Annotated in this window: 16 protein-coding genes and 1 pseudogene; 4 read left to right on the top strand and 13 right to left on the bottom strand. The window is 68.8% G+C overall.

Translation table 11 applies throughout. From position 1 onward, the window contains the following. Positions 1-309 precede the first annotated feature (309 nt). The 6 genes from pepN to OGL92_RS05955 are packed head-to-tail and all read right to left on the bottom strand — an operon-like array spanning position 310 to position 6,862. Complete coding sequence (gene pepN, locus OGL92_RS05980; RefSeq protein ID WP_263141665.1) at positions 310-2,979, bottom strand: aminopeptidase N; 2,670 nt, start codon at positions 2,977-2,979, stop codon at positions 310-312. Positions 2,980-2,992: 13 nt separating this feature from the next. Continuing rightward, positions 2,993-3,823, bottom strand: a complete 831-nt coding sequence (locus OGL92_RS05975) for a DUF2797 domain-containing protein (RefSeq protein WP_263141664.1) — start codon at positions 3,821-3,823, stop codon at positions 2,993-2,995. After that, positions 3,823-4,083: a DUF1315 family protein gene (locus OGL92_RS05970; protein ID WP_263141662.1), complete on the bottom strand. Its 261-nt coding sequence runs from the start codon at positions 4,081-4,083 to the stop codon at positions 3,823-3,825. Before OGL92_RS05970 ends, OGL92_RS05975 begins: the two co-directional genes overlap by 1 nt. 45 nt (positions 4,084-4,128) lie before the next feature. Next, complete coding sequence (locus OGL92_RS05965) at positions 4,129-5,004, bottom strand: rhomboid family intramembrane serine protease (RefSeq protein WP_263141661.1); 876 nt, start codon at positions 5,002-5,004, stop codon at positions 4,129-4,131. Further along, entirely contained in the window at positions 5,001-5,972 is a 972-nt protein-coding gene (locus tag OGL92_RS05960) for a metallophosphoesterase (RefSeq protein ID WP_263142113.1), read from the bottom strand. The genes OGL92_RS05965 and OGL92_RS05960 overlap by 4 nt, the downstream gene beginning before the upstream one ends. A 2-nt stretch (positions 5,973-5,974) precedes the next feature. Then, on the bottom strand, positions 5,975-6,862 hold the full coding sequence (locus tag OGL92_RS05955; RefSeq protein WP_263141659.1) for an NAD(+) kinase: 888 nt from the start codon (positions 6,860-6,862) through the stop codon (positions 5,975-5,977). A gap of 115 nt (positions 6,863-6,977) precedes the next feature. On the opposite strand from OGL92_RS05955, the gene OGL92_RS05950 reads away from it, so the two are divergent. After that, positions 6,978-7,937, top strand: a complete 960-nt coding sequence (locus OGL92_RS05950; RefSeq protein ID WP_263141658.1) for a DUF1853 family protein — start codon at positions 6,978-6,980, stop codon at positions 7,935-7,937. Here OGL92_RS05950 and OGL92_RS05945 read toward each other — a convergent pair. From OGL92_RS05945 to OGL92_RS05930, 4 genes are all read right to left on the bottom strand, one after another. Continuing rightward, positions 7,934-9,043: a cyclic nucleotide-binding domain-containing protein gene (locus tag OGL92_RS05945; protein WP_263141657.1), complete on the bottom strand. Its 1,110-nt coding sequence runs from the start codon at positions 9,041-9,043 to the stop codon at positions 7,934-7,936. The genes OGL92_RS05950 and OGL92_RS05945 overlap by 4 nt on opposite strands. Then, positions 9,040-9,963, bottom strand: a complete 924-nt coding sequence (locus OGL92_RS05940; protein ID WP_263142112.1) for a pyridoxal-phosphate dependent enzyme — start codon at positions 9,961-9,963, stop codon at positions 9,040-9,042. The genes OGL92_RS05945 and OGL92_RS05940 overlap by 4 nt, the downstream gene beginning before the upstream one ends. Before the next feature lie 53 nt (positions 9,964-10,016). Further along, positions 10,017-11,381, bottom strand: coding sequence for a chromosome partitioning protein ParA (locus OGL92_RS05935; RefSeq protein ID WP_263141656.1), 1,365 nt, complete (start codon positions 11,379-11,381; stop codon positions 10,017-10,019). A 255-nt stretch (positions 11,382-11,636) separates the two neighbouring features. Continuing rightward, a complete protein-coding gene (locus tag OGL92_RS05930) occupies positions 11,637-13,673 on the bottom strand; it encodes an NADPH-dependent 2,4-dienoyl-CoA reductase (RefSeq protein ID WP_263141655.1) in 2,037 nt (678 codons plus the stop codon). Between the two features lie 207 nt (positions 13,674-13,880). On the opposite strand from OGL92_RS05930, the gene OGL92_RS05925 reads away from it, so the two are divergent. The 3 genes from OGL92_RS05925 to OGL92_RS05915 all read left to right on the top strand — a co-directional run bounded on the left by OGL92_RS05925 (position 13,881) and on the right by OGL92_RS05915 (position 16,590). Further along, on the top strand, positions 13,881-14,996 hold the full coding sequence (locus OGL92_RS05925; protein WP_263141653.1) for a carbon-nitrogen hydrolase family protein: 1,116 nt from the start codon (positions 13,881-13,883) through the stop codon (positions 14,994-14,996). Between the two features lie 6 nt (positions 14,997-15,002). Continuing rightward, positions 15,003-16,040, top strand: coding sequence for an AraC family transcriptional regulator (locus tag OGL92_RS05920; protein ID WP_263141651.1), 1,038 nt, complete (start codon positions 15,003-15,005; stop codon positions 16,038-16,040). 91 nt (positions 16,041-16,131) lie between these two features. Next, entirely contained in the window at positions 16,132-16,590 is a 459-nt protein-coding gene (locus tag OGL92_RS05915) for an HIT domain-containing protein (protein ID WP_263141648.1), read from the top strand. Between the two features lie 255 nt (positions 16,591-16,845). Here the strand turns inward: OGL92_RS05915 and OGL92_RS05910 are convergent, their stop codons facing one another. The 3 genes and pseudogenes from OGL92_RS05910 to OGL92_RS05900 all read right to left on the bottom strand — a co-directional run. Continuing rightward, entirely contained in the window at positions 16,846-17,508 is a 663-nt protein-coding gene (locus OGL92_RS05910) for a polysaccharide lyase family 7 protein (RefSeq protein ID WP_263141645.1), read from the bottom strand. Positions 17,509-17,884: 376 nt separating this feature from the next. Then, positions 17,885-18,970, bottom strand: a complete 1,086-nt coding sequence (gene nirK / locus OGL92_RS05905; protein WP_263142111.1) for a copper-containing nitrite reductase — start codon at positions 18,968-18,970, stop codon at positions 17,885-17,887. 278 nt (positions 18,971-19,248) lie between these two features. Then, positions 19,249-19,433: pseudogene (locus tag OGL92_RS05900) on the bottom strand (pirin family protein); the annotation flags it as partial. Positions 19,434-19,459: the final 26 nt, after the last annotated feature.

The following is a 19,459-nucleotide window of genomic DNA, read 5'->3' as shown; positions in this document are numbered from 1 at the left end:
CGAAAGCCCTGACAATCGCCGCGACGTTATGTTTTGTTAAGCCGAAACCCGCGTCGTTGAGGCTCCATTGCCCTGCTGAATCGCGGCTGCGCAGGCCCCTGAATGATGCTTGCGCGCACCCTGGAAATCCGAAGCGAAGCCGGTGGGCGGATGGCTGGCGCCGAACCCGTGCACCACGTGCCGCGGTGGCCGGGCGCGTCGGACGACGGCGGCCGGACCGAACGGATGCCGCCGCTGGAAGCGAGAAGACGGCGCGCGACGGACATCCGCGCGCCGGGAAGAAGCCGGCCCGGTGGTCGGGCCGGGCGATCAGGCGAGGCTTTTGCTGACCACTTCGTAGACATCGCTGGACAGCGCGCCGGAGGCGAGGATGCGTTCCAGTTCGCCGCGCATCAGGCCCTGGCGCGCCTCGTCGTACTTGCGCCAGCGGGTCAGCGGGGTCAATTGCCGGGAGGCGATCTGCGGGTTCAGCGCATTGAGGACGATCACCTGGTCGGCGAGGAAGCGGTAGCCGGCCCCGTCCGCCCGGTGGAAGTTGACCAGGTTCTGGTTGGCGAAGGCGCCGATCAGCGCGCGCACCTTGTTCGGATTCTTCAAGGTGAACGCCGGATGCCCCATCAGCGCCTGGACTCGCTCCAGTCCGCCGGGCAGCGGATTGCCGGCCTGCACGCTGAACCATTGGTCCATGACCAGCGGGTTGTCCTTGAAATGCTCGGCGAAGGCGCCCAGCGCCTTGGCCTTTTCATCCTCGAAGCTGGAATTCACCAGCACCGCCAGGGCGGTCAGCCGCTCGGTCATGTTGTCGCAATGCTGGTACTGGTCCAGGCAGGCCTCGAGGATCTCGGTCTTGCCACTGAGCATCAGGTAGGACAGCGCGATGTTCTGCAGGCTGCGCCGGGCGATCTGCCCGGCCTCGGCGGCGTAGGCCACCCGTTGCGACTCCGCGCGGTTGGCGCGGTAGCGGGCCAGCAGCGGCTGGTACAAGGCCTCGGCGAGGCTGCGGCGGGCGAATTCGCGGGCCGCATGGATGGCATCGACGTCGGCGACCTCGCTGATTTCCGCCAGATAGGCCTCGCTCGGCAGGGACAGCATCTCGGCCACCATCGCCTGATCCAGGCTGTCATCGGCCAGCAGCGTGCCGAGGGCCTCGACCAGCCGCGGGTCCAGCACCAGCGCCTCGCCGCGCCGATGGGCCGCGATCAGTTCCTGCAACACCTGCACCGCCAATTGCTGCCCGGCGTCCCAGCGGTTGAAGCCGTCGCTGTCGTGCTGCATGAGGAACATCAGTTGGTCGCGGCTGTAGGGGAAGCTCAGCTTGACCGGCGCGGAGAAGCCGCGCAGCAGCGACGGCAGCGGTTTCTCGGCGATGTCGAGGAAGGTGAAAGTCTGCTCCGCCTCGGTCACGCGGATCACCCGGTTGCCGCCTTGGGCGCTGTCCTCGCCTTCCAGGCGCAGCGGCAGTTCGCGACCGGCAGCATCGAGCAAGCCCAGTTCCACCGGGATCACGAAGGGCTCCTTGTGGGGCTGCCCCGGAGTCGCCGGGCAGCTCTGGCGGAAGGTCAGGCTGTAGCGCCGCGCCTGCGGGTCGAAGCGCTCCTCCACCGCCAGGCGCGGGGTGCCGCCCTGGCTGTACCAGCGCTTGAACTGGGTCAGGTCGACGCCATTGGCGTCCTCCATGGCCTTGGCGAAATCGTCGCAGGTCACCGCCTGGCCGTCGTGGCGCTGGAAGTACAGGTCGCTGCCCTTGCGGAAGCCCTCGGCGCCCAACAGCGTATGGATCATCCGCACCACTTCCGAGCCCTTCTCGTAGACCGTCAGGGTGTAGAAGTTGGAAATCTCGATGAAGGCGTCCGGGCGCACCGGGTGGGCCATGGGGCCCGCGTCTTCGGCGAACTGGTGGGTGCGCAGGTAGGCGACGTCCTCGACGCGCTTGACCGTGCGCGAGTTCATGTCGGCGGAGAATTCCGCGTCGCGGAACACGGTGAAGCCTTCCTTCAGCGACAACTGGAACCAGTCGCGGCAGGTCACCCGGTTGCCCGACCAGTTGTGGAAATACTCGTGGGCGACGATCGCCTCGACCCGCTGGTGAGCGGCGTCGGTGGCGGTCTCCGCCTTGGCCAGCACGGCGCTGGAGTTGAAGATGTTGAGCCCCTTGTTCTCCATGGCGCCCATGTTGAAGTCGTTGACCGCGACGATCATGAAGATGTCCAGGTCGTACTCGCGGCCGTAGACCTCCTCGTCCCAGCGCATCGACTTCTTCAGGCTGTCCATGGCGTGCTGCACCTTGTCGATGTTTTCCGGCTCGACGTAGATGCGCAGCGTCACGTCGCGGCGGCTCATGGTGGTGAACACGTCTTCCACGCACCAGAGGTCGCCGGCGACCAGGGCGAACAGGTAGGCGGGTTTCTTGAACGGGTCTTCCCAGGTCGCCCAGTGGCGCCCGCCCTCCTCGCTGCCGGTGGCCCGCGGGTTGCCGTTGGAGAGCAGCACCGGATAGCGCTGGCGTTCGGCGCTGACGGTGGTGGTGAAGACGCTCATCACGTCCGGGCGGTCGAGGTAGTAGGTGATCTTGCGGAACCCTTCGGCCTCGCACTGGGTGCAGAACATCGTGCCGGACTTGTACAGGCCCTCCAGCGCGGTGTTGCTTTCCGGGTGGATGCGCACCGTGCTGTCCAGGGTGAAGCGGGCCTGCTGCGGCTGCAGGGTCAGGTGGCTGTCGTCGAGGCGGTAGTCGCCGGGCGCCAGGGCGCGGTCGTCGAGGGACAGCGAGAGCAGCTCGAGCTGCTGGCCGTCCAGCATCAGCGGCGGCAACGCGCCCGCCTGCTCGCCTTGCCGCTCGGGGTTGCGGCGCATGATCAACTGCGCATGGACCAGGGTGTGGTCCTCGAACAGCTCGAAGGTCAGGTGGGTCTCGTCGATCAGATAATCCGGCGCCTGGTAGTCCTTCAGGTAGATCATCTTCGGCTGTTCGGTGCGCATGGGCTTCGTGCCTCTAGTGAGCGTGCACGGCCAGTTGGTAGGCCGTGTACTTGCGGATATTGATCACGCCGGTATCCAGGATCAGATACTGGCCCTTGATGCCGTGCAGGGTACCTTCGACCACCGGTGTCTTGTCCAGATCGAGACTGACGATCTTGCTCGGATAAGCCTCCACCGGGTAGCGGATGTCGATGGGCTTGATCCCGGTCAGCAACTGGATCGCTTGCAGGCCGTGACGCTGCTGCAACGCCAGCAGGCCCTCGGCGCAAGCCCCGAGGATGCTGTCGCGCAACGCCGCCAGGTCCAACTCCGGGGCCTCGCCTTTGAGCAGGGCGCGCCAATTGGTGCGATCGCCCACCTGGCTGCGCAGCAGGTCCTCGACCTGGCCGGATTGCTGGCGGGTCGCCACCCGCAGGATCGGCAGCGCCTGACGCGCGCCCTGGTCGATCCAGCGGGTGGGAATCTGGCTGGCGCGGGTGATGCCGACCTTGATCCCCGACGAGTTCGCCAAGTAAACGATGTGGTCGCTCATGCAGAAGCGCTGGCCCCACTCCGGGTCGCGGCAGGTGCCCCACTCGTGGTGGCATTTCTCCGGGCTGACGATGCAGATGTCGCACTGCGGCAGCGAGGTGAAACAGGGGTAGCAGTAGCCCTGGGCGAAACTCTTGTTGGTGCGCCGCCCGCAATGGCTGCAGTGGATCGCCCCGAGGTATTCCAGGCGCAGGCGGCGGCCGATCAGCGGGTTGACCTGCACCTCGGATTCGCCGAGGCGGAAGGCGTAGCGCACCGGCGAGTCCAGTTGCACGGAGAGTTTGCTGAGGGCGCCACGGCCGAGCTCGACCATCAGTGCAGGGCGTCCGACTTCAGCAGGATGTTGGGAACCGGAGTGCCCTTGGAGGCGCATTGCTGCTCGCCCATGTAGCCGGTGCGCTGTTCTTCCGGCAGGTGCTTGGCCTCGTAGGCGATCATCGCCTGCAGGCTCAGCTCCTTCTGTTCCTGGGTCAGCTTGCGGCCATCCGACCATTTGCCGGTTTCCACCGCCAGCTTGAGGCTTTCGTAGACGTCGGGGGTGATGTTGCTGATCAATTGGGCGAACGAGGACATGCAGGGCTCCCGGGGGCGAGAAAGGAAAATGGAAGGGCGACCAGTCTAGCGACGCCGGCGCGCCAGCGCACCGCCCAGCAGCCCGGTGACGCAACCGGCCAGCAGGCCGCCGACGTGGGCGGCGTTGGCCACCGCGACGCCGCCCAGGGAGAAGACGTCGGTCAGGCAGATGGCCAGCCAGCCGAGCATCATCGCCACCACCCCGCGCGGCAGGCGGAAGGCGGCGTTCGGCGCCAGCCACTGGTACAGCCAGCAGTGCCCGAGCAGGCCGTAGAGCACCCCGGACAACCCGCCGAAAATGGTCGGCCCGCCGAACAGGTACTGAGCGGCGTTGGAAACCAGGCCGAACGCCAGGGTCAGCCCGAGCAGCATCCAGCGGCCCTGATGCGCCTCGATGCGGCGCCCCAGCTCCCAGAACCACAGGGCGTTGAACACCAGGTGCAGGGGGCCCATGCCGGGAATCCAGAAGTGCAGGAGGATCGGCGAGAACAGCCGCCACCACTGGCCGCTGGACAGGGTCTCGGCGAATGGCGCGAACCACAGGTAGTCGCCGTGGACGCTGAAATCGACGAAGGTCAGCCAGTGCACCAGGGCGAGGTTCTCGCCCATCAGCGTGGCCAGGGAAACCGCCAGCGCCGCCAGCAGTACCAGCAGGGTCAGCGGGCTCGAACGCGCCTGACGCAGCAGGCGCCCGTCGCCGGCGGCGGGCACCTGGACCACCCGCGCGGCCTCGGCTTCGCCTTCGGGAAAACGCGCATAGAGCGCGCGCACGTCCTCGGCCAGGCGCGCGTCCGGCACCCAGACCACCTGTTCGCCGGACTCCTCGCTGATCCGGTGCGGCACGCGCAGGCGCAGCAACAGGCCGACGAAGGCCTGGAGGTCCCGCTCCAGGGGCAGGCGCAGGGCTTCCACCGGCTTCATGGCAGGGCTCCCGCGCGCTCGACCTCGACCCAGACGAACTTGTCCGGGTCGAGGCGGGTTTCCCGGTCCAGCCGGTAGGCCACCAGCTTGCCATGCATCACCGCGCTGTAGTCCAGGCAGGCCAGGTTGTCGCGGATCGGCGCCGGGCGTCCGCGCCGCCAGTAGTGGCCGACGAACAGCAAGGGCTCGTCGGCGCCGTAGAGCAACAGGTTGGCCTTCTGCGCCGGGCTCAAGGGCCGCTCGGCGACGTGCTCGGGCAAGGCATCGGGCTGGAACACCACGTCGCCATAGGTCTGCGGGTCTTCCTCCCAGAACTTGGTGCGGAACGCCGTGCGGGTCAGGCCGTCGCGGCCGGTCAGGGCCATGCCCTGGGGCAGCGGCAGGTCGGTGCCGCGCAGCAGGCGCTCGGCCACTCGCGAGGCGAAGCTGGCGGGCGAGGCCGATGCGCGGACGAAGGCCGCGTCGATGCGCCCGTCGGGATGGGTCGCGCGCAAGGCCCCGATCAGGCCGGCATCCCAGCAGGCATGCACCAGGCGGAAGCGTCCGGCGTCGATGAACAGCGGCAGGCGGTAGAACCAGGCGAGGAAGTCGCGCCAATCGTCCGGGTAGGCCTCGAACTGCTCCAGGGTTTCTTTGAGCAACCGCGCGTGGCGCGGCGTGTGCTCGCGGACGAAGGCCCGGCCGCTGTCGGCCGGCGCCGGCGTGCTCCAGCCGAGGGCGCTGTACTCGTGGTTGCCCATGATGCACAGCGCCTCACCGGCCTCGACCATGCCGTGCACCAGGTGCAGCGTCTCGCGGATGCGCGGACCGCGGTCGATGAGGTCGCCGAGGAACAGCGCCATGCGCCCTGGGTGGCGCCAGACGCCGCCCTGGAGCCGGTAGCCGAGCTCGCTCAGCAGGCGCTCGAGAGTGTGGGCGCAGCCGTGGATGTCGCCGATCAGGTCGTAGCCGCGATCCGGGTCGAGGATCATCAATCGACCCCGCCCAGCCGGTTGCTCCAGCCGAGCTTGGTCCGGCAGATCTCGTAGTAATTGTGATCGATGGGGTGGATCAGGCGCAGCTTCTGCGGCTTCTTGTTCACCGTGATGGCATCGCCGGGGGCACAGGTGAAGTGGTTCTGGCCGTCGCAGGAAACCAGCGGGTAGATCTGCAGGTTGGGCGAGACGACGATCTTCAGTTCGCTGTTGCTGTCCACCACGATGGGCCGGCTCGACAGGGTGTGCGGGCACATCGGCACGATGACGATGGCGTCCAGCTTGGGATGCATGATCGGCCCGCCGGCGGACAGCGCGTAGGCGGTGGAGCCGGTGGGCGTGGCCACGATCAGCCCGTCGGCCTTCTGCGTGCAGACGAACTGGCCGTCGATGTGCATCTCGAACTCGATCATCTTGGTCGACTTGCCGGGGTGCAGCACCACGTCGTTGAGCGCGTTGCCCTGGCCGATGGCCTCGCCATGGCGGCGAACTTCCGCCTCCAGCAGAAAACGGCTCTCGACGATGTACTCGCCGTCGAGCACCTCGGCGACCTTCACTTCCAGTTCGTCGGGTTTGATGTCGGTGAGGAAGCCCAGGCTGCCGCGGTTGATCCCCAGTACCGGCACCTTGTGCCGGGCCAGGGCCCGCGCGGCGCCGAGCATGCTGCCGTCGCCGCCGACCACGATCACCAGGTCGCAGACTTCGCCGAGATTCTTCCGCGAGGAAATCTGCAGGCCGTGGCCGGGCAGCACTTCAGCGATGGTTTCTTCGAGGATCACATGGAGCTGGCGGTCGAGCAGGAAGCGCTTCAGCCGGCGGATGGTGTCAAGGACCTGGGCACTGCCCAGGCGACCGATGATGCCGATGTTCCGGAATTGCTCCATGGGGCTCTCTGCGGCGGGCGGTAGGCGTCGATTATGGGCGAAAGCCCGGCGCAGCGGCAAACGCCACGGCCGGACGGGCCTGCGCGAAGCCCGCCGGCGCGGGTATGCTGCGCGCATGACGCCCTTCGCCGAACTTCAGGACCTGCCGCGCCGCCTGCGTGGCGCCACGTTGCGCGACCTGGCCTGGACGCTGCTTTCCCCGCCCCTGCTGGCGACGCCCGGCGCCCCGCAGCGGCATCCCTTGCAGGCCAGCGAATGGGCGGCGCGGCCCTCCGCGCTGGCCGACTGGCTGCTGGCCCTGCAACGGGATCCGGCGCCGCTGCTGGCGGGGTTGGCCGAGCCGGCGAATCCTCGCCTGGGGCGCTATTACGAAAGGCTCTGGCAGTTCGCCCTGGGGCAGGCGCCGGGCATCGAGCTGCTGGCCAACAACCTGGCCATCCGCCAGGACGGCCGCACCCTCGGCGAACTGGACCTGCTGCTGCGCGACGCCGAGGGCCTCCACCACCTGGAACTGGCGGTGAAGTTCTACCTGGGTCACCGCGACGCAAGCGGCACGACCCGCTGGATCGGCCCGTCCCGGCATGACCGCCTGGACCTCAAGCTGGCGCACCTGCGGGAGCGCCAGTTGCCGCTGTCGGCCCACCCATCCACCCTGGCCCTGCTCGCCGGGCGCGGCCTGGGTGCGCCCGAGCCCGGTCTGTGGCTCGGCGGTTATCTGTTCTATCCCTGGCGGGAAGGCTGCCCGCCGCCGCCCGGCGCCCCTTCCCATCACTCGCGCGGCCGTTGGCTGTTTCGGCGCGATTGGCGGAAGTTGCAGGCGGAATGCCCGGGAGGCCGCTGGCAGCCGGTGCCACGCATGGCTTGGCTGGCGCCGCTGCGCCTGGAAGAACCGCCCCCGACCTTGGACTGCGAATCCTGGCGGGGCGCTCTGGAGGTCCCTGCCCCGGCCATCCTGCTGGCACGCCTGGAACCCGGCGCCGAGGGTGGCTGGGAGGAACGCGAGCGCTGTTTCCTGGTGCCCGATGCGTGGCCGGCCACGGACCACCCGCCGCGCGACGCGACGCCGCGTCCCTAGCGGCTGCGCTCGGTGCGCCCGCCGGAGCGCGCCAGGTAGCCCGAGCCGGTTTCGCAGAGCAAGCCGTCGCGCTGCACCGCCGGCAGGCTGTCCAGCCCGTCGCGCAAGGCATAGGCCCGGTAACCCAGTTGCGAGAGCAGAAATACCGCGCTGGCGCTGCGCTTGCCGCTGTCGCAGTAACACAGGTAGGTGCGCGCCTTGTCCAGCAGCCGCGCCTTCAGCCGCAACAGGTTCAGCGGCATGCTCAGGGCTTCGTGGGCGTGCCCGCGCTGGTACTCCTCCAGCAGGCGCACGTCGAGCCATTGCGCGCCGCTGCCGAGCAGGCGCGCCGCCTCGCCGAGGGAGACTTCGTCGACCACCGGCGCCTTGAGCAGGGCGAAGAAGTCCTGGCGGTCCAGTTGCAGCACCGTGCCCGCCTCGAGCAGCGTCACCGTGGCGTTGCGCGGGCGGTCGGCCAGCAGCGCTTCCTCGCCGAAGCAGGCGCCGACCTCCAGCTCCGCCAGCACCTGTTGCTCGCTGGCGGCGCCGCGGATCACCTCGGCGCGCCCGGCCTTGAGGAAATAACAGCAATCGCCGGCCTCGCCCTCGCGCAACACCTCGTGCCCGGCCGGCAGGTCCAGGCGCCGCAAACGGGCGAGCATGGCGCGCACGTTGCCCGGCGGCACCTTGGCGAACAGCGGGTTCTCCAGCAGGCGCTCCAGCCATTCGATGTCCTCGCCGTCCTGGCCGAGTTCGAGCAGCAGGTCCTGATAGGCCGAGCGCCAGGTCACCAGGCGCGTCAGGGTGGCGCTGTCCAGCGCCAGCAGGCTGACCTCGGTGAGCGCGCGGGCTTCCTGCAAGCGCGGCAGGCTCGGCGAGAGCGGGTGGCAACTGGCGCGGCTGCCGGCGACCAGCCTCTCTTCGCGGCCCTCGGCATCGCACAACAGCAATTCGCCGGAGAGCAGGTAATAGGTCATTCGCGCGTGATCGCCGCGTCGGAACAGCACCTGGCCGGCCAGCAGCGGCTGTGGCACCAACTGCCCGCGCAGCTCCCGCCACTGCTGCTCGGAGAGGACGTTCAGCGGCGTCAGGCTGCGCAATTGTTCGGGATTCAGCGGTTCGCTCATGGGGCCTCCCTGACGCCATCGCCTTGAGTGTAGCCAGCCAGTTCGCGCAAGCGCGGCAGACAGGCGCGTCGCCCTTGCAGGCCGCCGGTATGCAGCATCACCAGCCGCGTACCCCGGGCAATATGACCGCTCTCGACCGCCTGGCGCAAAGCCAGTAGCGCCTTGGCGGTGTACAGCGGCTCCAGCTCGATCGAAGCCTCGGCTTCGCAGGCGAACAGGAAGGCCGCCAGCTCGGGGTCCAGCCGGGCGAAGCCGCAGCGGCTGGCATCCGTCAGGCGATAGCCGGCATCTTCCCGCCCGGCCTCCCGCAGCAGTCGCCCCACCTGGGCCTCGACGCCATGATCGGCGGGCACCGCGAGGGCGCCGTGCACCGGGTGCCGGCCCGCCTCGCCGAGGACCAGGCCGGCCAGGGTGGTGCCGCTGCCCACCGCCAGCCAGAGGGCGTCGTAATCGGTCCAGCCCAGCCCCGGCAGGCCGGCGCGGACCTGCTCCACCAGTTGCGCGCAACCGCGGGCACCCTCCAGCCCGCCGCCGCCCTCCGGCACCGGCAGCAACTCGGGCCGCAAGGCGCGCCAGGGCGCCCAGAAACCGGGCTGGTGGCGTGCCCGGTAGCCGCCATAGCCGAGCCAGTGCAACTGCATGCCGAAGGCTTGCAGGTCACGCACGGTGGGCGTGTCTTGGGGATGACCGCGCAGCAGACCGGCGGTGGCGAAACCGAATCGGTGCCCCGCCGCGGCGAGTGCATGCAGGTGATTGGAGTGGGCGCCGCCCAGGCTGATCAGGCCTTCGGCGCCCAGGCGCGCCGCGCGGGCCAGGTGCGGCTCGAGCTTGAACCACTTGTTGCCGGAGATCAGTGGATCGAGACGATCCAGACGCAGCAGGGCCAGTTCGACACCCGCCCGCGCCAGCCAGTCGAACATCAGGGCGTGCAACGGCGCGCGCGGGCGCCAGTCGGGCAGGCGCAGCGGCAATGTCAGTTCAGTGCGCGCACGCGGCTGGTCGCCTTGTGCCGGGCGCAGCAGTTAGAGTCGCCGGGGACGAAGCGGCTCGGCGAGTCGACCCGGTCGATGGGCATGGCGCAGCGCTCGCCGCCGGGCAGCGCGGCCTCGCAGGTGGGCTGCTGGTAATGGCCCAGCCACTGGCGGTATTGCGCTTCGGAGACGAAACACTTGGCGGCGGCGTAGGCCAGCGGGTTGTCCTGGTAGCGGGCGATGTCCTGCAGGGCGATGGTCAGGTGGCCGGCGCCGGGGTGGTAGACCACGAAGACCACGCCGAGCTTGGCCAGGCGCTCGAGGATCTGGTCGCCGCTGAGGCTGGCGAAGCGGTCGCGCTCCTGCTTGAGGCGGTCGATTTCCTCCTGCAACTGGGTATCCAGCTCGTTGCGGTAGGCCAGCTCGACGTCGCGGATGGCGATCTGCTCCTTGTACTCGATGACCGCGGCGGCGATCTTCGCCTGCAATTCGTTATCGAACTGGGCACGCAGGATGTCCGCCTCGGTGCGGCCGTGGCGCTCCAGGGCGCGCAACTGCCGGCTCATTTCCTCGCGGCTCTTCTGGAAACTGTCGCCCTGGGTGGCCAGTTGGGTCTTCAGGCTGGCATGCAGGCTCTCCTGCTGGCGCAACGCTTGCCGCAGGGCCTGGATTTCCGTCGCCAGGGCTTTCCGCTGCTCCTCGGCGGCCAGCTTGAAGCGCGCCAGTTCCTCTTCATGTTGCTGGGTCAGGCTCTGGATCCGCAGGCGCTGCTGCTTGATCAGTTGCGCGGTCTTCAGGCGGTGCTCGCCGTCCAGCTTCGCGGCGAGCTGCTCGGCCGCCTCCAGGGAAGGGTCGGCGGCGTACCACTTGTCTTCGGGGGCCATCTGCAGGCGCTGCGGCTCGACCGGCGGCGCGTCGTCCTCGACCAGGATGCCGAGGTTGTTGCGCTTGGCCGCATCGCGCAGCAGCACCAGGTCGTTCTGCGCGGGGGCGAGGCTCGGGTCCCACATGTGCATCTGGTGCCAGGACACCGGGCACTGGCTGCGGCACGCCAGGCGAATCGGCCCGGCGCCCAGGTCGGGGCCGCGCCCGGCGCGTTCGGCGAGGTGCCGCAAAGGCATGTTCCAGCCGCCGTCGGCCTGGCCCTGCTCATCGAAATCCAGATAGAAGAACACCACCGAGCGCAGCAGCAGGCGGGGATTGATCAAGACGTAGGCGACGCGCATCTGCTGGTCGGCGAACTCCGCCATGTTGACCACCCCGTCGAGCATCGCCTCGAACTCGGTGAACAGCATTTCTTTGCAGATGCCGCGTTCGTTGAAGAACATGACGGCTTCCACCATGCGTGGCTTGCTCTGCATGCTCATCGGGTGTCCTCCAGGCCAACGGGGTATGTCCCGGACGGGACAGACGCGGCGCGCCCGAGGCCGGCGCCGGTCTTTTTTCGCCAGTCTAGGGGAAACGCCGGTCGCAACACTGTGACTGGGTTGGCAGAGCCTGGCGCTTTCCGTCGCCAGGACGCCGGCGCGCAGCGAAAACTGTGAACGGGTTGGTAGCGAAGAAAAAAATTTCCTTCGCGCCGGGACCGGCTCGGCCCCGGCGGTCCGGGCTGGCGCCGGTCGCTACAGCGCGGCGGCTAGCCGCGAGCCCTGGTCGATGGCGCGCTTGGCATCCAGTTCGGCGGCCAGGTCGGCACCGCCGATCAGGTGCACGCGCTGCCCGGCGGCCAGCAGGCCTTCCTGCAGTTCCCGTAGGGGGTCCTGGCCGGCGCAGACGATCACCGTATCCACCGGCAGCAGCCGCGGCGCGTCTTCGCCGACGCGGATGTGCAGGCCATCGTCGTCGATCTTCAGGTACTGCACGCAATTGAGCATCTGCACGCGCCTCATCTTCAGGCCGGCGCGGTGGATCCAGCCGGTGGTCTTGCCGAGGCCATCGCCTACCTTGGCCTTCTTGCGTTGCAGCAGGAACACCTCGCGCGCCGCCGGATGGGGCTGTGCCCGGATGCCGGCGACGCCGCCCCGCGCCTCCAGCCGGGTGTCGATGCCCCACTCGCGCCAGAAGGCCTCGCGGTCGAGGCTGGTGGAGCGGCCTTCCTGGGTGATGAATTCCGAGACATCGAAGCCGATGCCACCGGCGCCGATCACCGCGACGCGTTGCCCGACCGGCTTGCGCTGAAGGATGGCGTCCAGGTAGCCGATGGCTTTCGGATGGTCGATGCCAGGGATGTCAGGGGTACGCGGCACCACCCCGGTGGCCAGGACGATCTCGTCGAAGCCCTCGGCCACCAGCGTGTCCACGGTCGCCACCTGGTTCAGGCGCAGCTCGACGCCGGTGGTCTCCAGCTTGCGGCCGAAATAGCGCAGGGTCTCGTAGAACTCTTCCTTGCCGGGGATACGCTTGGCCACGTTGAACTGACCGCCGATCTCGCTGGCGGCGTCGAACAGCGTCACCCGGTGCCCGCGCTGGGCGGCGACGGTGGCGGCGGCCAGCCCGGCGGGGCCCGCGCCCACCACCGCGATCTTCTTCGCCTGGGCGGTCGGCAGGTAGTTCAGCTCGGTCTCGTGGCAGGCGCGCGGGTTCACCAGGCAGGTGGTCAGTTTGCCGCTGAAGGTGTGGTCCAGGCACGCCTGGTTGCAGCCGATGCAGGTGTTGATCTCGTCGGCGCGTCCGGCGGCAGCCTTGGCGACGAACTCCGGATCGGCGAGGAACGGCCGCGCCATGGACACCATGTCGGCGTCGCCTTCGGCGAGCACCCGTTCGGCGACTTCCGGGGTGTTGATGCGGTTGGTGGTGATCAGCGGGATCTTCACTGCGCCGCGCAGCTTGGCGGTGACCTTGGTGAAGGCCGCGCGCGGCACCTTGGTGGCGATGGTCGGGATACGCGCCTCGTGCCAGCCGATGCCGGTATTGATCAGGGTCGCGCCGGCCGCCTCGATGGCCCGGGCCAGGGTGACGATCTCCTCCCAGGTGCTGCCGCCTTCCACCAGATCGAGCATCGACAGCCGGTAGATGATGATGAAGTTCGGCCCCACCGCCTCGCGCACCCGGCGGACGATCTCCACCGCCAGGCGCATGCGGTTCTCGTAGCTGCCGCCCCAGCGATCGTCGCGCTGGTTGGTGTGGGCGGCGAGGAACTGATTGATGAAGTAGCCTTCCGACCCCATGATCTCGACGCCGTCGTACTCGGCGACCTGGGCCAGCCGCGCGCAGGTGACGAAGTCGGCGATCTGCTTCTCGATGCCCGCCTCGTCCAGCTCGTGGGGCTTGAACGGGTTGATCGGTGCCTGGATCGCGCTCGGCGCCACCGATTTCGGGCTGTAGGCATAGCGCCCGGCGTGGAGGATCTGCATGCAGATCTTGCCGCCCGCCTCGTGCACCGCCTGGGTGACGATGCGGTGCTTGGCCGCTTCTTCCTCGGTGCTCAGCGTGGCCGCGCCGGAGTAGACGCCGCCCTCCACGTTCGGGCCGATGCCGCCGGTGACCATCAGGCCGACGCCGCCCCGCGCGCGCTCGGCGAAATATGCCGCCATGCGTTCGAAGCCCTCGGGCTTTTCCTCCAGGCCGGTGTGCATCGAGCCCATCAGGGTACGGTTGCGCAGGGTGGTGAAGCCCAGGTCCAGGGGCGCGAGCAGGTGCGGGTAAGGGGCGGCGGTCATGGCGTCCTCCACATCGGGCGATGCATTCACGGATGAAAATGCCGGCGCCTACGCGGGCGCCGATCGGTTGTGCGGCAGACGATAAAGAGCGGGCACCGGTCGCTCAATGATCGAAAATGACAACTCACTGATCGAAACGCACAACCGGGCTTGGCAAGCGACGGCCCGCCGCTTACCCTGGCCGCTTACCCTCGAGCCGCGAAGCCCATGCGCATACCCTCGCTCACCCTGTCCGGCATCCTGCTGCTGTCGGCGCTCTTCGGCAGCTATGCGGCCTGGACCCTGCAGCGCCCCGCCGCCCACTACCTGTCCGACCTGCGCAGCCGGCTCGACTTCAGCCGCGGCCAGGCCAGCGGACGCGGCAACCTGGTGGGCATCCAGCCGGAACTCTTCCCGGCCGACTACCAGAGCGTCGGGCGCTTGCGGCTGAAACTCGCCGCCTATCTGGACAAGGCCCGCGACGAAGGGCTGCTCAACGACAAGACCGTGGTGGTGCTGCCCGAGCACATCGGCACCTGGCTGGTGGCCACCGGCGAAAAGGATCAGTTGTACCGCGCGCGCACCCTGGGCGAAGCCATGGCCTGGCTGGCCCTGGGCAATCCGCTGAGCACCCTGACCGCGCTGGTCCGCGCCGAAGGCGAGGATCGCCTCGGCGACGCCCTGCTGCGGATGAAGGCCGAGCGCATGGCCGCCGACTACCAGGCGCTGTTCGGCGGGCTCGCCCGCGCCTACGGCGTGACCCTGGTGGCGGGCTCCATCGTGCTTCCCGAACCCCGGGTGGAGCGCGCCACCCTGCGGGTCGGCGACGGCCCGCTGTACAACGTCAGCCTGGTGTTCGCCCGCGACGGCCAACCGCTCGGCCAGCCGCAACGCAAGGTGTTGCCGGTGGGTGGCGAGCGACGGGTGACCGGCAGCGCCCGGCGCGACGCCCTCGGCGTGGTGGACACCCCCGCGGGGCGCCTCGGCGTGCTCTTCTATGCCGACAGCGACGACCTCGCCAGCCATGCCGAACTGGCCCGGCATGGCGCGCAACTGCTGGCCGTGCCCGCGTTCCTCAGCGCCCACCGCGAAGACCAGGCCTATCGCCTGGCGGCCCTGCCCGCCCCGCTCCAGCCGAACGCCTGCACCGCCACCGCCACGCCGGTGTTCGCCAGCCCCGCGGCGCGCCTGCGCGCCAGCGGTGCCGAGGCCGGGATCGCGGTGTTCATGCGCGGGCGGCTATGGGACCTGGGCAGCGCCGGGCGCAGCCTGGTGCTCGGCCAGGACGGCACGCAGCTCGCCGAAGACGGGCGTGGCGCGCGCCTGATCAACCTCTGGCTGTAGGCCACGATGAAACCAGCGCGGGTGCGCCTCGGCGACCTCTCGGTGGGCTTCGTCGACAGCCTGGTGGCGGCGATCCAGGCCCTGGATCGGGATGCCGCGCCATTGCTGGCACAGTACGGCCTGGACGCGACGCGCCTGGGCGAGCCCCGCGGACGCCTGTCGATCCCGCGCTACATGCGCCTCGGCCACGCCGCCATCCAGTTGACCGGCGACGAGGGCCTCGGCCTGCGCATGGGTCGCCACAGCCGCCTCAGCCAGGCGGGACTGGCCGGGGTGACCGCGGCCCAGGCTCCCAGCGTCGGCGAGGCCGCGCGGATGCTGACCCGTTTCGAACCCCTCTACGCCCATAACTACCGCGGCCAGTCGAGCCTCCACGAAGACCCGGGCGGCGCCTGGCTGCGCTTCTACTCCATCAGCCCGTACAACCGCTACAACCGCTTCGTGGTAGATTCGGTGCTGTCCGGCTGGACCCGCCAGCTCGGCCTGCTCGCCGGCCTGCGCCTGCCGGTGGAGCGGGTCGAGATCGAATTCCCCGCGCCCGCCTACGCCGAGCGCTACGCCGAGCTGTTCGAGTGCCCGGTGGAGTTCGGCGCCGCGGCCAACCAGGTGCGGCTGTCCGCCCAGACCCTGGCGCTGCCGGGCGTGGAACACTGCCCCAGCACCTGGGCCCAGTTGCGCGAGCTCTGCGAGCGCGAGCTGGAGCAACTGACCCGCACCCGCAGCCTGCGCGAACGGGTCACCCGCCTGCTCGGCCCGCTGCTGCACGGCCGCGAGCCGGATCTGGGGGAAATCGCCGCGCACCTGCAACTGCCCACCTGGACCTTGCGGCGCAAGCTGGCCGAGGAAGGCACGCAATTCCGCGCCATCCTCAACGACACTCGCCGCGACCTGGCCATGGCCTACATTCGCGACACCGAGCTGGCCTTCGGCGAAATCGCCTACCTGCTCGGCTTCGCCTCGGCGGAAGCCTTCCAGCGCGCCTTCAAGCGCTGGAGCGGCGCCACGCCGGGCGAATTCCGCCGCGAACAGCGGCAGGCGGGATGAACAACCCGCGAGCGGAGGGACGCGACGTCCTCCGCACGCCCGGCGTCCCTGCGTTCGACACCGGCCCATTGACTTCAGGCGACCCTCGACCATGGCTGACCACCTGATCTTCGCGACCGCGCACTGGCACGTCAGCCACCGACGCGATGCGCGCTACCCCGGCTACCTGATCGTCGCAGCCCGTGCCGCCGTCACGGAGCTCCACGCGCTCCCCGCGGACGCCTTGCAGGCGCTGGGCCCGGTGCTGCAGCGCACGGAGCGGCTGTTGCGCCGGGTCTACGCGCCGCGCAAGGTGATCGTCTACAAACTGGGCTTCTCCACGGGCTTCAGCGTTCATTTTCACGTCGCCCCGGTAACCGAAGGCCTGCTGGCGGACATCGCCGCCCACCCCGCCTACGCCGACGAGCCCGACGGCAACGACGTCATCCTCTTCCTCAGCCGCGAATACGCCGAACGCCCCCTCGACGCCGAGGAAACCGAGCGGATGCGCCGGGAAATCGAAAAGCTCAAGCACGCCATCGGTGAGGTCCAGCCGATGCCGGGGGCGTGAGCGGAGCCCAGGGGGTGACGCCATGACGGATGAGGGATCGCCACCGGCTGGCCACCACTGTCCAGGAAGAAAATGCGCTTCGAGGAACGATGGACATCCCATCCGGATGAGCGGCGGGGCGAGATGGTTCAAGGCGCCTTGCCAGGAGCGCCCATGCACCGGCCGCCCACGAAAGGCCCGGCACGACGCCGGGCTTTTCCTGCCTTTGCGATCCTCGCGGCGCGAGGGCGAACGTCCGGGGACGGTATCGAGCCTCTAGTTCTGGTGCACCACGCTCAGGTCGGCGAATTCGGCCTGCCCGCCTTCGGTCGATGGGCCCCGGTTGTCCAGGGTGTAGACCCCCGCCTTGAAGTAGAAATGCTTGCCGGCCCAACTGGGATCGATGCGGTTGACGTACTGCTGCCCGGCGATATCGATCATCAACTGGCCGGTCCGGGTGATGGTGATGCTGTAGTCGAAGAAGTAGTCCAGCGGCATGCTCTTGTAGGTCATGACCAACGGGCTCTTCACGTCGTTGGGCCGCTGGCGCAGGTAGGCCTGAACATACCCGACCCCCTTCACCTGGCTATACACCAGCTTCACGTAGGGCGTGAGGTTGTCCTTGGCGTGCACCTGACCGATGACGATCTGGCCGGTGGACGGCACCTTGTTCACCGCCAGGCGGGCACTGAGGACATGATTGCCCTCGCTGTAGAGCCAGTTGCGCGCCTTGCCGTCGGGGTAGACCTCGCGCAGTTCGCTGCGCGGAAAATCGCTGTTGCCGGTGGCGGTTCCGGTGACCGGCGCCCAGAAAACGAACGAGTTGCCATTGCGGTAGAAGTACTTGCTGTTGTAGCCGGACTGCATCTGCCGGGTTTCGATGGTCCGCAGCGGGACCTGCTCGGGAAGCGTGAGATTCCAAACACTGAGATCGATCATCGGATAGGCACTTTGGGTGCTGCCCTCGACAATCCTCATTCCGGGCAGGCGTGGAAAGCGCTCACGCGATCCTGCGTGCGGCGTCGACCAGGCTATCGTCGGGAGAGGCGCGGGCTTGAGCGCCGGGCGGACCAACGGTAAGCCTCGGGACCGGCCGTGCCGTGTGCGTCTTTCGGCGCTGTTCCACCAGTTCCCGATGAATCCTGGCCGCCAGCCGAGGCACCCGCGTCCAGGCGACGAAATCGACCGGACGGACGGTTCGAAGCGGGCCCAGTGCCAGCCCCCGGATCGTCGGCGCGCCGAGGGTTCACTCCGGGCGGTCGCCGGCGACAATGAAAAAGCCCGGCGCCAGGCCGGGCTTTTCGTCCACGCAGGATCAGTTCGCGGCGGCCGGAGCCTCCACCGGCAGGGTCAGGTCGGTGTCGGCCTTGATCGGGGCGACCGGGCCCAGCTGGGTCATCAGGTCGTGGTCCCAACGGTCGCCGTCGACCACCACCTGGGCGGCGGCGCCCAGCTCGATGGCCTCGATCAGGTTGTGGTTGAGGTACACGTAGGTACCCGGCTGGCGGAAGCTGTACAGCGCGGCACCGGCGGAGCCGCCGCGGATGAACCAAGTCTCCAGGTCGCGCAGCGGCGGGTTGTTGAACTTGCCCTCTTCCCAGACGTAGTCGCCGTGGCCGCCGATCAGGTGCGGGCGGGTATCGCGGTTGGCCTGGGAGTGCACGAAGAGCACGCGCTCGCCCACCTTCGCGCGCAGCGCATGTTCGCCGGTCAGGGCCCCGACCGCGCCGTTGAACACCACGTGGGTGGGCACCAGGCCACGCATGGCCTGCAGGGTATCGCCCATGGACGCGCCGAGGGAGTCATAGCGCTTGTAGGCACCCTGGGCGTCCTTGGGCACGTAGAACTCGCTCTCGCCGATGTAGTAGGCGCGGTCGTACTTCAACGGCTGGCCTTTTTCGTCCTTCAGCCCGTCGCGGGGCAGCACCATCACCGCGCCCTGCATGCCCTGCACCAGGTGCCAGGGGGTCATCGAGCCGCCGGGGGCGCAGTGGTAGACGAAGGTGCCGGGACGGGTAGCCTTCCAGCGGAGGGTGACCTGCTGGCCGGGGGAGACATGGGTGAAGTCGCCGCCGCCCATGGCGCCGGTGGCGGCGTGGAAGTCGATGTTGTGGGGCATGGTGTTGCTGGCCAGGTTGACCAGGGTCACTTCCACGTAGTCGCCTTCGTGGACCACCAGCATCGGCCCGGGGATGGAGCCGCCGAAGGTCATGCCGTGGATGGTCGTCCCCTTGGCGTCCAGCACGATGTCCTTTTCCTGGATCGGCAGGGTGAACTGCACGACTTTCGGGCCGCCCTTGGCCACCTGGTCGTGGGCGTGGATGAAGGGTGGGCGCACCAGTTGCACACGCTCATGGGGCAGGCTGGCCAGATCGGGCGCCTGGTCGCGGCTGCTCGCCATGATTTCCGCGGCCCCCGCCGCCTGTGCCGCAGGCAGGACCATGAAGAGGCCCGCCATCCCGATCGCCGCCGCCAGAACCGCCCGTTTCATACTACTCATGACTACTCCTCGCTCCCCACGATGGGGACAGTGGAGCCAAGCATCGACGACTCGGGCGGATCGCTCATTGACCGGTATCAAAACCCGGGCGTGCCCGCACCAGAATGGCGCAGGCGATCAGGCGGAGCGTTGTGGCCATTCGTGGGCGCGCGCGGCACCGTCCGGTACGTAGCACATGTTTCCATGTCGCGATGGCCGTGCTCGCCGAAGCCCATACCCGGCGCGACGCGGTCGCCGTTGATCACCAGCAGGTCGGAAAACCCACCTGCTGCGGATCGAAACAGTCGGCGAAGGAGAAGCTGGGGCGCGACTGCTACCAGCCGTGCTCGGCGACACCACGTCGGTCGGCCTTGCGGACATCCATCGAACGCTCCCGGGGGGCGCGCCGAA

This window comes from Pseudomonas sp. RIT-PI-AD (assembly GCF_025642785.1).
Taxonomy (GTDB): Bacteria; Pseudomonadota; Gammaproteobacteria; order Pseudomonadales; family Pseudomonadaceae; genus Pseudomonas_T.
This window is presented reverse-complemented; position numbering and strand designations above follow the sequence as displayed.